A 13,200-nucleotide genomic window follows, 5' to 3' on the forward strand; every position below is an offset into this window, starting at 1 on the left:
GGCCCGGCGTCCAAGCCGGAGCCGGAGCAGAAGCCGAGTCTGGGCCGGTTGTTCATGGACAACCTCTGGGCGGCCAACACCTTCACGGTGACCCTGCTGTCGCTGGTGCTGGCGATCGTGGTCGGCGCGGTGCTGATGATCGTTTCTGATCCGGCGGTGCTGTCCACGTACTCGTACATCACCTCCCGCCCGTCCGACGCGATCAACTCCAGCTGGACGCTGGTCAGCGAGGCGTACGCGAACCTGTTCAAGGGCTCGGTCTTCGACCCCGAGGCGTTCTCCGGCTGGGTGAACGGCACCGGTAGCTGGCAGGCCGTTCTCGCGCCGATCTCCGAGACGCTCACCTACGCCGCGCCGCTGGTCTTCACCGGTCTGTCGGTGGCGCTGGCCTTCCGCGGCGGCCTGTTCAACATCGGCGCCCAGGGTCAGGCCACCATCGGCGTGATCATGGCGGCCCTGGCCGGCTTCCTGCTGCCCCTGCCGCCCGGCCTGCACCTGCTGGTGGCGGTGCTCGCCGGCGCGCTGGGCGGAGCGATCTGGGGTTTCATCCCCGGCATCCTCAAGGCCCGCGCCGGCGCGCACGAGGTGATCAACACGATCATGCTCAACTACGTCGCCACGTACTTCCTCACCTGGTTGATCGTGCAGAACGGTGTGCAGGACCCGAACCGCACCGACGCGATCAGCAAGGCGGTGGACACCTCCGCCCAACTGCCCCGACTGCTCGGCGACAACCTGCGGGTGCACGCCGGCATCCTGCTCGCCGTGCTGGCCACCTGGGCGGTCGCCTGGCTGCTCAACCGTTCGACGCTCGGCTTCGAGCTGCGGGCGGTCGGCGCCAACCCGGACGCCGCCCGTACCGCCGGCATCAGCGTCACGCGGACGTACATCCTGATCATGGTTTTCGCCGGCATCCTGGCGGGCCTCGGTGGCTCGAACATGGTGCTGGGCTCGACCGCCAGCGCGTTGACCCCGCTGGTGGTCGCGCAGATCGGCTTCGACGGCATCCTGGTCGCGCTGCTCGGGCGGGTGAAGCCCTGGGGAGTGCTGCTGGCCGCGTTGCTGTTCGGTGCGTTGCAGGCCGGCGGCAACCGGATGCAGTCGTACTCCGGGATCTCGCTGGAGCTGGTGACCGTGCTCCAGGCGCTGATCGTCATCTTCATCGCCGCGCCGGCCCTGGTGAAGGCGATCTTCCAGCTCCGGGCCGCGCGCGCCGCCCGGTTGCAGACGAGCCTGGCGAAGGGCTGGTAACTCATGTCCACCATGGCTGTCCCCGACATCGCGGTCGCCCCGGTCGACGAGGGCTTCTGGACCCGCAGCCGCAAGGTCGGCCTCACGCTGCTGGGGCTCGGCCTGCTGGCCGCGGTGCTCTTCGGCGCGCTCGCCACCAACCAGCAGGCCCGGTTCACGCTCAGCGACGACGCGGCCGGTGCCGCACTGAAGATCAACGGCACGATCGGGGCGATCCTGTTCGGGATCATCGCGATCGCCGCCGGCGCGGCGCTGCTCGCCGGGGTGCCGAAGCGGTGGTTCATCACCGTGCTCGGCATCGGGCTGGTGGGCTTCGTGCTCTCGTTCCTCTGCTGGCAGGTCTCCGCCGCGCCCGCCGGGCAGAACTTCATGCCCCTGGTCAACATCATCCGGGGCACGTTCATCCTGGCCCTGCCGCTGATCTTCGGTGCGCTCGCCGGGGTGCTCTGCGAACGCTCCGGTGTGGTCAACGTGGCCATCGAGGGCCAGCTGCTGATGGGTGCCTTCAGCGGCGCGCTCTTCGGCAGCATCTCCGGCAGCGTCTGGGTGGGTCTGGTCGCCGCAGCCCTCGGCGGCGCGTTCATCTCGCTGCTGCTGGCCGTCTTCGCCATCCGCTACCTGGTCGACCAGGTCGTCATGGGCATCGTGCTGAACCTGCTGGCGGTCGGCGTCACCGGCTTCCTCTACGAGCGGCTGATGCAGACCGACGCGGCGAAATACAACAGCGCGCCCCGCTTCAGCAACTGGGAGATCCCGCTGCTCAAGGACATCCCGGTGCTCGGGCCGGCGCTGTTCCGCGGCAACATCTTCCTCTACCTCGGGCTGCTGCTGGTGCTCGTGATCCACATCGGGCTCTTCCGCACCCGGTGGGGTCTGCGTACCCGCTCGGTCGGTGAGCACCCCATCGCCGCCGACACGCTCGGCGTCAAGGTGCTGCGGGTCCGCTACCGCAACGTGCTGCTGGCCGGCGTCGTCGCCGGCATCGGCGGCGCGTCCTACACGCTGGCGCTCTACTCGTTCACCAAGAACATGATCGGCGGCAAGGGCTTCATCGCACTGGCCGCGCTGATCTTCGGCCGGTGGAACCCGACCGGTGCGCTGCTCGCCGCGCTCTTCTTCGGTTTCGCCGACCAGCTCGCCACCTACCTGGGCGCGATCAGCAGCTCGATCCCCAGTCAGTTCCTGGCCATGCTGCCCTACCTGGCCACCATCCTGGCGGTCGCCGGGCTGGTCGGCCGGGTCCGCGCACCGGCCGCCGACGGCAAGCCGTACATCAAGGGCTGACACCCGAGCTGTGCCCGACGGGACTCCCGTCGGGCACAGCGCGGTCCGCGCCAGTCATCTCACGGGTGCCGTCTCGACACGGAACGCGGGGTACCGTGCCGCGATTGCCGCGAACTCGGACAGGGGCGCATGCCGGTCGACGGGAAGGTGCGGCCGGGCTCCGGGGACCGTCGCCAGATACCGCTTGAGAATCGGCGCACGCTCGTCGACCGGCACCTCGACCAGGCGGCAGACCCGGGCGCGCCCGTGCCGAAGGATCACCAGGCCGTCAGCCGCACGCACGTTCCGAACCCAGTTGCAGTTCTCGCCCAGCATCGGCACCAGATACCAGTCGCCCTGCCAGTCGGCCATTCCCAGCGGGAACCGGGTGATCTGGCCGGTGCGGCGTCCCACGACCTCCAGTGTCACCCACCGCCTCGGGTGCAGGCCGGCGGCGTACACGGCCGCCCACAGCCGGGCGAACCGGCGGGCCGCCGCATTACCGCGGCCCCCCGCGTACATCCGACGAAGAGTCTCCGCGGACAACGGCCAGCTCCCCAACTTCGCCATCACAGGTCCTCTCGGTCGCACGTGTCCATCCTCGGCTTCAGGGTTGGCTGTCCCGAGCGGGAGATGCAGGGCCAAACGTCCCTTTCACCCCGAGCCGTCATCCTCGGCAACGCCTCCGACTCTGGTGACGGTTGACCACTGCTGGGGGCGCGGCCGATGAGTCGGACTCATGCCCGGCACGGCTGCACCTGCCCGTGGACCCGGCCCTGCCCGCTTCTGACCTGGGCCGCTTGGGCAGAATGGCGGCATGACCGACATTGACTGGGCACGGTTGCGCGCTGCCGCCATCGAGGCGATGCGGCACGCGTACGCGCCGTACTCGACGTTCCCGGTCGGCGCGGCCGCGCTGGTCGACGACGGCCGCATCGTGGTCGGTTGCAATGTGGAGAACGCCGCGTACGGGGTGACGCTCTGCGCCGAGTGCGGCGTGGTCTCCAGCCTGCACGCCACCGGCGGCGGGCGACTCGTCGCGCTCTCCTGCGTCGACGCCACGGGTGAGCCGCTGATGCCGTGCGGGCGCTGTCGGCAACTGCTCTGGGAGCACGGCGGGCCGGAGTGCCTCATCGAGAGCAAAACCCGCCCGCTGCGGATGGCCGAGCTGCTGCCACACGCCTTCGGTGTGGAGGACCTGGAGGCCGTCACCGGGGAGACGCCGGTGCCGGTGGTCCCGGAGCGACTGGCCGCCTGGCGCGGGCGCGGCACCGTCTTCGTACACCCGGACATGTCCGCCGGCCAGCAGGTCTGGACGGCGTACTGGGAGCGGTCGGCCGGCGACGACGCGGGCGCCGAGACCGGGGTGCTGGAGGAGGCGCCGAGCTGGGACGACCCGGCCGAGGCGATCACCTGGGGTCTGGCCCGGACGCCCCGGGTGGTCGTGGTGGACGCCACCGGGACGATCTTCTGGGCCGGCGAGGGTGAGCCGCCGATGGAGATCCCGGTTCGCTGGAGTTGAGCTTTGGGGATTGGGCCGACCGTGCCCGGCTCCGGGCGGTCAGGCTTGATCCCTCCGCCGGGCACGGTCGGCCCAATCCCTCGGTGCGTGCGGTCCGCGGGTCGGTTTCACCATTCGACTAGGAAAGATTTTTCTTGATGAGTGCTTTTGCTGCTGTTGACGTTATTCGGGTCAAGCGGGATGGCGGGGTGCTGTCGGACGCGCAGATCGACTGGGTGGTCGACGCGTACACCCGGGGGGTTGTCGCCGACGAGCAGATGTCCGCGCTGGCGATGGCGATCCTGCTCAACGGCATGACCGGGCCGGAGATCGCCCGGTGGACCGCCGCGATGATCGCCAGCGGTGAGCGGCTGGACCTCTCGGCGGTACGCCGACCGACTGTCGACAAGCACTCCACCGGCGGCGTCGGCGACAAGATCACTCTGCCGCTCACCCCGCTGGTGGCGGCGTGCGGCGCTGCCGTACCGCAGTTGAGCGGCCGAGGTCTCGGGCACACCGGCGGCACGCTGGACAAGCTGGAGTCCATCCCGGGCTGGCGGGCCACTGTGAGCAACGACGAGTTCATCACCCAGCTGGACGAGGTCGGCGCGGTCATCTGCGCGGCCGGCACCGGGCTCGCTCCCGCCGACCGCAAGCTGTACGCGCTGCGCGACGTGACCGGCACCGTGGAGGCCATCCCGCTGATCGCCAGCTCGATCATGAGCAAGAAGATCGCCGAGGGCACCGGCGCGCTGGTCCTCGACGTCAAGGTCGGCTCGGGCGCCTTCATGAAGTCCGTCGACCAGGCCCGCGAGCTGGCGCGCACCATGGTCGAGTTGGGCGGTGCGCACGGCGTCCGGACGGTCGCCCTGCTCACCGACATGTCCACACCGCTCGGACTGGCGATCGGCAACGCCGTCGAGGTGACCGAGTCGGTCGAGGTGCTGGCCGGTGGCGGCCCGGCCGACGTGGTGGAGCTGACCCTCGCCCTGGCCCGGGAGATGCTCGACGCCGCGGGCCTGCCGGACGCCGACCCGGCGGCGGCGTTGCGCGACGGCCGGGCGATGGACTCCTGGCGGGCGATGATCCGGGCGCAGGGCGGCGACCCGGACGCGCCGATGCCCGAGGCCCGCGAGGTCGAGGTCGTCCGCGCCGAGCGGGACGGACACGTCGCGGCCGTCGACGCGTACGCCATGGGGGTTGCGGCGTGGCGGCTCGGCGCAGGTCGGGCCCGCAAGGAGGACCCGGTCAGCGTGCCGGCCGGTGTGGTCCTGCACAAGCGGCCGGGTGACGCGGTGCGGGCCGGTGACGCCCTCTACGAGTTGCGCGCCGAGGACGCGACGCGGATCCCGGCGGCGTTGGCCGAGGCCGCCGACGCGGTACGGATCGCGCCGACCGCCCCCGCGACGACGCCGCTGGTCATCGAGCGCATCGGCTGATCGAGCGCGGGTCGGGGCGGCGTGGTGCCGGTCACCTGGGAGCGCTATTGTCCCTGGCCAAGGGGGGAAAACCGGCCTTGCGCCGGCGCGAGCAGACAGGAAGATCCGCCGTGACCGTTGCTGCCCCGGACCCACGTGAGGTGCGCGAGGCGAGTCTGGACGAGTTGTCCCGGCTCGGCCTGCCGTTGCCGCCGGCCCAGTTTCCCCTCGTCTGGGAGCCGGGCGACCGGATCGAGCTGCGCCCCACGGCGGAGATCGAGGCGCGGATCGCGGTGCTGCACCTCATCCTGGCCCGCTGCTTCGGGATGCCCCCGCAGGCGGCGATGAGCTGGCTGCTCGGCTCACACCTGGTCGAGATGGTCACCCCGCCGGAATGGCAGTTCGTGATGGGCGGCAAGGGTGACCACCGTTCGTTCGTGCTGCACCACGACGCGCTGTTCGCGCTGGCCTGGGTGCTCGGGCTGAGCAAGCAGCTCGACCCCACCCTGGCCGTGGACGAGCGGCTGGTCGAGCGGCTGCCGCACATCGCCGAGGGGGAGAGCTTCCCGCACTGGCGCTCCCGGATCCTCACGGCACCGCAGCACCCGGCCGACGCGGCCGCGCTGCTCGACCTGCACTACTGCCTGGACTGGGCGTACCTGGAGACCGAGCGCGACGGTCGGAGGGCACCGGGCCTGGTCGACGCGAACGCGATCGGGCAGCGGCGCTGGGCCCTGGAGTGGGCGGTGATCCTGCGCGGGCCGTACCACGACGAGCCCCCCGGCTGGGAAGAGGTCGACCTCTCCACCTGAGGTCAGCGGGGTCGGTACGCGTCCACTCGGACCGCGACGGTCACCCGGACCGGCTCGGGCAGGGCGGCCAGCCGGTCGGCGAGAGCGCCCGGGTCGGTGTGCCAGGCGCTCGGGCCCATCCCGACCAGGCTGGCGGCCTCCCGGCGGCTCAGGGCCAACTCCGCCCGGTGCACCGCCGAACTGACCGGGGTGAAGTGCCCGCCCAGGCTGCCGGTCACCCGGTCCGCCTTGTCCGGGTCCACCCGCAGCAGGTCGAGGGCATCCACCAACTCGGCGAGATGGTCGGTGTCGGGCGTGACCACCAGCAGCGTCCCGGCCGGGTCGAGCACCCGGTGGAACTCCGCGCCGTTGCGCGGGGCGAAGACGTTCAGCAGCACGGCCGTCGAGGCGTCCGCCACGGGCAGCCGCTGCCAGGTGTCGGCGAGAGCCGCGGCGGCCCGGGGATGCGCGCGGGCCGCGCGGCGCAGCGCCGGCTTGGACACGTCCAGGGCCAGACCCACGGCGTCCGGCAACGCCGCCAGCACCGCGCCGAGGTACCGGCCGGTGCCGGCGCCGGCATCCACCACCAGGGGGTACGCCCCGACGTCGGGCTCCGGCGGTTCGAGCCGGGCCACGGCCTCCGTCGCGGCGCCGGCGAGAGCGGCCGAGATGACGTCGTAGTGCCCGGCGGCCTGGAAGTCCGCGCGGGCCGCGATCATTTCGGGGGTGTCGCCGACGTGTGGCGCCCGACCGGTGAGCAGGTTGACGTAGCCCTGGCGCGCGATGTCGAAGCTGTGCCGGCGTGGGCAGCGCAGCGCGCTCGTGTCAGTGGCCTGCCCCAGAGACTCGCCGCAGACCGGGCAGCGCAGCCGGTCGAGGATGCGGGGATCCACGTCAGGCGCACTCCATCCGCTCAGTTTAGACGTGCGCCGGATCGGGGCCGTGACACCCGGCGGCCCTGTCCCGGTCCGCCCGGGGCGCTGACTAGGGTCTGAGCATGGTCGCAACTATCCGGTATGAGGACATCGTCAAGGTTCCGAAGGCCCTGCTGCACGACCACCTCGACGGCGGGCTGCGGCCGGCGACGATCGTCGACCTGGCCGCGGAGGTGGGCCACGAGTTGCCCGCCACCGATCCCGACGCGCTCGGGCGCTGGTTCGCGGCCGCGGCCGACTCCGGCTCCCTGGAGCGCTACCTCGAAACGTTCGCGCACACCGTGGCGGTCATGCAGACCGCGCCGGCGCTGCGGCGGGTCGCCCGCGAGTGTGCCCTGGATCTGGCCGCCGACGGGGTGGTCTACGCCGAGGTGCGTTTCGCCCCCGAGCAGCACCTGGAGCAGGATCTCAGCCTGGACGAGGTGGTCGAGGCGGTGCTGGCCGGGTTCGCCGAGGGCACCGCCCAGGCCGTCGAGGCGGGCCTGAGCATCCGGGTGGGCACCCTGCTCACGGCGATGCGCCACGCCGCCCGATCCCAGGAGATCGCCGAGCTGGCCGTGCGCCACCGGGACGCCGGGGTGGTCGGCTTCGACATCGCCGGCGCCGAGGCGGGCTTCCCGCCCACCCGCCACCTGGACGCCTTCGAGTACCTGCAACGGGAGAACTTCCACTTCACCATCCACGCCGGTGAGGCGTTCGGTCTACCGTCGATCTGGCAGGCGATCCAGTGGTGCGGAGCGGACCGGCTCGGCCACGGGGTGCGGATCGTCGACGACATCGGCCCGGACGGCACGCTGGGCCGGCTGGCCGCGTACGTCAGGGACAAGCGGATCCCCCTGGAGCTGTGCCCCTCGTCGAACGTGCAGACCGGCGCGGTGGCCTCCATCGCGGACCACCCGATCGGTCTGCTGCGCGACCTGCGCTTCCGCGCCACAGTCAACACCGACAACCGGCTGATGAGCGGCACCTCCATGTCACGGGAGATGTCGCTGCTGGTGGAGACGTTCGGCTACGGCTGGAAAGAGTTGCAGTGGTTCACCATCAACGCGATGAAGAGCGCCTTCATCCCGTTCGACGAGCGACTGCGGATCATCGACGAGGTGATCAAGCCGGCGTACGCCAAGCTGATGGCCTGACGGTCAGCCGTGCTGACCTGACCATCAACCGTGCGGGTGGCCGGCGAGCAGGCCGGCCACCCGGCGCAGCACCTCCCTGGCGCGGGCCGCCTCCGCACCCAACCCGGTCTGCCGACGCAGGATCGCGGGCTCGGCCCGGAGCAGCGCCACGCCGCGCCGGACCAGCACCCGGGGGGCCTTGCGCTGCTCGGACAGGTCCCGGGCGAGCCGGCGCAGGAAGGTCGCCCCGCGCGGACGGCGCAGCGCGTACGCCCCGGCGAGCAGCCCACGACGACGGCATTCCTCGACGATCTCGGCGGCGAAGATCCCTTCGGCCACGAAAAGTGGCGATCCGGCGACATCAAATGTCCGGGTGGCCACCCTTCGGTCTGCGCCGATCGCATAAACCGGCACATCGGCGCGGCCTTCCCGAGCAAGTCGGGCAATGATTTCCACAGCGGTGGGGGCATCCCAGGACTGCGGCGATTCCCAATCCACCTGGCCGTTTCGTCGCGGCAACGTAGGGTCATCGCCGTCTTTGTAGAAGTCGTCCAGACAGAGCACCGGTAAACCGGTTTGCTGCGCTATGTACGACTTTCCGGAGCCGGAAGGACCGGCGAGCAGGACAACGCGGTGCGGATGTTCCATTACCTTCAGTTACTCCGGCCAGACGGACTGCTATCAAATCGCATCAACATCTCATCACACCTCCGGCCGGTGACAACCTGGGCTTTCTTCTTGTCGACCGGCGTGATGGAATCTCGGGGGTCCGACCCGCCGGGTCGGTCGCTGGGCGTTGCCCGGGGCAACGCGTTGAAGCTGTAATCGCGAGGGCGGTGTTGTGAGCAAACGGCCAAAGACGGCGGGCTCCTTCCTGTCGCGGCTGCGCCGGCCGGCCAGCCGGCTCCGGGACATGCCGATCTGGTCCAAGCTCGGTCTCATCATGATCGTGCCGACCATCGCCACGGTCGTGGTGGGCACCAGTGGTCTTGTCGACCACGTGGAGACGCTCAACAATGCCAACCGAGCCGGCGACCTGGCCAACCTGTCGAGCTATTCCGGCAGCCTGGTCGACAGTCTGCAGGATGAGCGGACCGCCGCCGTGCTGCTGCTGGGGGCGGACGGGACGCAGCCGACGGCGCAGTACCAGGAGGCCTACAACCGGGTGACCTCCCGGGTGGACCGTGAGACGTCCCCCTACCGGCAGCAGCGTGCCGAGATCGAGGACCTGCCGGGCAGCCTGGAAGGTCTGCTCGACGGCATCGACCAGAACCTGCAGGACCTGTCGGGCATCCGCAGCCAGGTGTTCAACGGCAAGCTCGCGCTCACCGAGACCGTGCAGGCGTACGAGGGTCTGATCAGTGACCTGCTCGCCATCCGCGACTCGGCCACGCAGCTCGCCGGCAACAACGAGCTGAGCGACCGGATGCGCGCCGCCGCGGCGGTCGCCCGCGAGAAGGAGTTCCTCGCCGCACGCCGGGTCGTGGTGCACCGCGCGCTGGGTGTGAAGGGCGGCAAGCGCCTCACTCCGGCGCTGCGCACCGACTACATCGCCAGTGGCACCGGCCAGCAGCAGGCGCTGCAGAGCTTCAAGGCCGTCGCCACCCCGGACGACGCGAAGTTCCACGACCAGACGGTCGCGGGCGGCGACCGCCGGGAGGCACAGAACTACACCGGCTGGATCGACGGCAACACCACCGGCGACATGCGCAACGCGCCGTTCGGGCCGGACCAGTGGGAAGCCGCCATGACGGCCAACGCCAAGCTGATCCGCAACGTCGAGACCAAGCTCGACGGCGAAGTGGTCGACGAGGCCAACAGTCTCCGCTCGGACGTGCAGCGCCAGGTCTTCCTGGAGACCGGCCTGCTGCTCAGCATGCTGTTGCTGGCCATCCTCTTCGCGTACCTGGTCGCCCGCTCCATGGCCCGTTCACTTCGTGAGCTGCGGCAGGGTGCGCTCTCCGTCGCCCAGTACGGCCTACCCCAGGCGGTTGCCCGACTGCGTGACCCGCAGGTCGTCGGGCAGCTCTCCCCGGTGCAGCTGGCCAACCAGATCGCCGAGCCACTACCGGTCCGCAGCCGGGACGAGTTCGGCCAGGTGACCGAGGCGTTCAACGCCGTCCACCTGGAAGCCGTCCGTACGGCCGCCGAGCAGGCGGCACTGCGCGCCTCCGTCGCGACCATGTTCGTCAACCTGGCCCGCCGTTCACAGATCCTGGTCGACCGCCTCATCGGGCACCTCGACCGGCTGGAGCGCGGCGAGGAGGACCCGGACCGGCTGGCCGAGCTGTTCCAGCTCGACCACCTGGCCACCCGGATGCGCCGCAACGACGAGAACCTGCTGGTGCTCGCCGGTGCCGACTCCACCCGTGTGCAGCGTGAGCCGGCCGCGCTCATCGACGTGCTGCGGGCCGCGCAGTCCGAGGTCGAGCACTACACCCGGATCGAGTTCGGCGTCATCGACCGCGACATCGAGGTCGCCGCGCACGCGGTCAACGACCTGGTGCACCTCGTCGCCGAGCTGTTCGACAACGCCACCGCGTTCTCTCCGCCCGACTCGCAGGTGATGGTCGAGGCCCGTCGGGTCGGCGACCGCTCCTCGCTCTACGTCGAGGACCGCGGCATCGGCATCAGCGCCGAGCAGTTGCACGACCTCAACGAGCGGCTCGCGACGCCGCCGCAGGTGGACGTCGCCGTCTCCCGGATGATGGGCCTGGTCGTGGTCGCCCGACTGGCGTCCCGGCACGGCGTCCGGGTGGAGCTGCGCCCCGGCTCCGACCGTGGCACCGTCGCGGACGTGACCCTGCCCACCTCGGTGCTGGTGCCCCGGGCGCTCTCCGGTCGGGTGCAGCAGCCCCCGGCCCTGCCCGCAGCCGGTGGCCCTCAGCAGAACGGGCCCGCACCGGCCTTCGGCGCCCTGCCGGCGCTGGGCAACGGTCCTCGTCCGAGCGAGTCCGGCAACCAGGTCACCCTCGGCGGTCGGCCGTTCGAGCCCGCCTCGCGCAACGGTGCCGGCACCCCCGCCAACTCCGGTGGCTACCGCTCGATGCCGGCCTGGTCCGACCTGACCGGCGCTGCCGGGACGAACGGCGTCAACGGTGGTGACGGGTTCACCCCGCGGACCGCCAACGGCCAGCCGATCGACCCGCTGCCGCAGCGTCGCGCCGGGGACGACAGCCCGACCTCCGGCCAGCAGCCGTCGATTCCACGGCAGCTGCCGAGCAGCCCCGAGGCACACCCGTACTCGGCACCGCCGGTCTCCGCGCAGCCCTACTCCGGCGCGCCGGTCTCCGCCTCGCCGGCCTCCGGCCAGCCGTACTCCGGGCAGCCCTACTCGGGTGCCCCGTACGGTGGCCCGCCGGTCTCTGCGGCCCCGGCCTCCGGGCAGCCGTACGCCGGTCCGCCGGTGTCCGCGTCGCCCGTGTCGGCGTCGCCGGCGTCCGGCCAGCCGTATTCGGGTCAGCCCTACTCGGTGCCGCCCGCCTCCAGCCAGTCGTTCGCCGGGTTCGCACCCCGGTCGGCCCCGCCCGCGCAGGCGCCCAGCACCCCCGCGCCGCCGGCCTGGCCGCCGGTGCCGGGTGCCGACCGCGACGCTTCGGCGCCGCCGGTGCCCGAGCGGCTCGCCGCTGCCCTGGACATGACGACGGAGCTGCCGCGGGTGCCGCGACCCGGCGAACAGCCGGCCGCAGCAGCCCAGCCTCCGACTCGGCCCTCGGCTCCTGCTCCGGCTCCGGCCCCGCAGAATCGGCCGGCCCCGCAGAGTCGGCCGGCCCCGCAGAGTCGGCCGGCCCCGCAGAGTCGGCCGGCCCCGCAGAATCGGCCGGCACCGCAGCAACCGCAGGCGCAGAACCGCCAGCGCTACGCGGACGAGACGATGGAGCTGCCGATCTTCCGGGAGCTCGAGTCGGCTTGGTTCCGTACCCGCCGTCCGGGTTCGGAGGAAGCGGGACCCGGCGCGCAGCCGGCGACGAACGGCGACTCCGCGACCCAGCAGTTCGCTACGGTCGAGGCCACCGGTCGGGCAGTCCACAAGACACCACCCGGGACGACAGGTAACACACCGATGGCAGACACTCCGACGGCCGGAGGAGCGCCGCGGGACAACGGCTCCACAGCGAACGAGGGCGGTCGCCCGAGCGTCGCTGAGAGCCTGCCGAACCGCCGGCCCCAACCGCAGACCAACGGCTGGCAGACCGCTGCCGACGACGGCTGGCGTGCTGCCTCGGCGGCAGCCGGCGCGGTGCCGGTGAGCGAGACCACCACGACCGGCCTGCCGAAGCGCAAGCCGATGGCGCAGTTGGTGCCGGGCGCGGTGGAGAAGCCCACCACCTCGGTCCAGCGGCGCTCCCCGGAGGCGGTCCGTGGCCTGCTCTCCGCCTACCACCGGGGCGTGCAGCGAGGGCGTAGCACCTCGGACACCCCGACCAGCCCGGAGGCGACTCCGGGAGGGCAATCCTCGCAGTCTGGCTCAGGCCCGGTGGCCGGGAGCGGGCAGAAGGAGCAAGAAGGATGACAACTACGCAGGATCTTGGTTGGCTGCTGGCCAACTTCGCCGACCGGGTGCCCGGTGTCGCTCATGCGGTCGCCGTCTCGGCCGACGGCCTTCTCCTGGCGTCGTCACGGGACCTGCCGCGCGACCGGGCCGACCAGCTCGCCGCGATCTCCTCGGGTCTGGTCAGCCTGACCCAGGGGGCAGCCCGCTGCTTCGAGGGAGGCGCGGTGTTGCAGACCGTCGTGGAGATGGACAATGGCTTCCTGTTCCTGATGTCCATCTCGGATGGCTCGTCCTTCGCCGTGCTGGCCGCCCGCAGCTCTGACGTGGGCCAGGTCGGCTACGAGATGGCGCTGCTGGTCGACCGGGTGGGCGACGCACTGACTCCGCAGCCGCGTGCGGCTGCGGGCATGCTGGGCTGACGCCTCGCCGCC

The 13,200-nt window shown here is 71.4% G+C and carries 11 protein-coding genes; 8 read left to right on the plus strand and 3 right to left on the minus strand.

What is annotated here, in order from left to right:
• Nucleotides 1–54: 54 nt before the first annotated feature.
• Both KBX34_RS28615 and KBX34_RS28620 read left to right on the plus strand, forming a co-directional pair.
• On the plus strand, nucleotides 55–1,251 hold the full coding sequence (locus KBX34_RS28615; protein ID WP_210928068.1) for an ABC transporter permease: 1,197 nt from the start codon (nucleotides 55–57) through the stop codon (nucleotides 1,249–1,251).
• 3 nt (nucleotides 1,252–1,254) lie between these two features.
• Nucleotides 1,255–2,535 carry an ABC transporter permease gene (locus tag KBX34_RS28620; protein ID WP_099850414.1) on the plus strand — a complete coding sequence of 427 codons (1,281 nt, stop codon included), beginning with the start codon at nucleotides 1,255–1,257 and terminating at the stop codon, nucleotides 2,533–2,535.
• A gap of 54 nt (nucleotides 2,536–2,589) precedes the next feature.
• Here the strand turns inward: KBX34_RS28620 and KBX34_RS28625 are convergent, their stop codons facing one another.
• Nucleotides 2,590–3,084, minus strand: a complete 495-nt coding sequence (locus tag KBX34_RS28625; RefSeq protein WP_247672347.1) for a nitroreductase/quinone reductase family protein — start codon at nucleotides 3,082–3,084, stop codon at nucleotides 2,590–2,592.
• A gap of 247 nt (nucleotides 3,085–3,331) precedes the next feature.
• On the opposite strand from KBX34_RS28625, the gene KBX34_RS28630 reads away from it, so the two are divergent.
• From KBX34_RS28630 to KBX34_RS28640, 3 genes are all read left to right on the plus strand, one after another.
• Nucleotides 3,332–4,036, plus strand: a complete 705-nt coding sequence (locus KBX34_RS28630) for a cytidine deaminase (protein WP_210928050.1) — start codon at nucleotides 3,332–3,334, stop codon at nucleotides 4,034–4,036.
• 137 nt (nucleotides 4,037–4,173) lie between these two features.
• Complete coding sequence (locus KBX34_RS28635; RefSeq protein WP_088951448.1) at nucleotides 4,174–5,454, plus strand: thymidine phosphorylase; 1,281 nt, start codon at nucleotides 4,174–4,176, stop codon at nucleotides 5,452–5,454.
• A 110-nt stretch (nucleotides 5,455–5,564) separates the two neighbouring features.
• Nucleotides 5,565–6,245: a DUF4272 domain-containing protein gene (locus tag KBX34_RS28640; RefSeq protein WP_088951449.1), complete on the plus strand. Its 681-nt coding sequence runs from the start codon at nucleotides 5,565–5,567 to the stop codon at nucleotides 6,243–6,245.
• A 2-nt stretch (nucleotides 6,246–6,247) separates the two neighbouring features.
• Here KBX34_RS28640 and KBX34_RS28645 read toward each other — a convergent pair whose 3' ends face one another.
• Nucleotides 6,248–7,117 carry a putative RNA methyltransferase gene (locus KBX34_RS28645; protein ID WP_210928052.1) on the minus strand — a complete coding sequence of 290 codons (870 nt, stop codon included), beginning with the start codon at nucleotides 7,115–7,117 and terminating at the stop codon, nucleotides 6,248–6,250.
• A 104-nt stretch (nucleotides 7,118–7,221) separates the two neighbouring features.
• Between KBX34_RS28645 and KBX34_RS28650 the strand changes: the two genes are divergently transcribed.
• Nucleotides 7,222–8,295: an adenosine deaminase gene (locus KBX34_RS28650; protein WP_088951450.1), complete on the plus strand. Its 1,074-nt coding sequence runs from the start codon at nucleotides 7,222–7,224 to the stop codon at nucleotides 8,293–8,295.
• A 24-nt stretch (nucleotides 8,296–8,319) separates the two neighbouring features.
• Here KBX34_RS28650 and KBX34_RS33860 read toward each other — a convergent pair whose 3' ends face one another.
• Nucleotides 8,320–8,613, minus strand: a complete 294-nt coding sequence (locus KBX34_RS33860; RefSeq protein ID WP_231927210.1) for a hypothetical protein — start codon at nucleotides 8,611–8,613, stop codon at nucleotides 8,320–8,322.
• Between the two features lie 502 nt (nucleotides 8,614–9,115).
• Between KBX34_RS33860 and KBX34_RS28660 the strand changes: the two genes are divergently transcribed.
• Entirely contained in the window at nucleotides 9,116–12,787 is a 3,672-nt protein-coding gene (locus tag KBX34_RS28660; RefSeq protein WP_210928054.1) for a sensor histidine kinase, read from the plus strand.
• Nucleotides 12,784–13,188: a roadblock/LC7 domain-containing protein gene (locus KBX34_RS28665; protein ID WP_030329023.1), complete on the plus strand. Its 405-nt coding sequence runs from the start codon at nucleotides 12,784–12,786 to the stop codon at nucleotides 13,186–13,188. Before KBX34_RS28660 ends, KBX34_RS28665 begins: the two co-directional genes overlap by 4 nt.
• The last annotated feature ends 12 nt before the right edge of the window (nucleotides 13,189–13,200 follow it).

The sequence above is a fragment of the Micromonospora sp. M61 genome (assembly GCF_018070245.1).
Classification (GTDB): Bacteria; Actinomycetota; Actinomycetes; order Mycobacteriales; family Micromonosporaceae; genus Micromonospora; species Micromonospora zamorensis.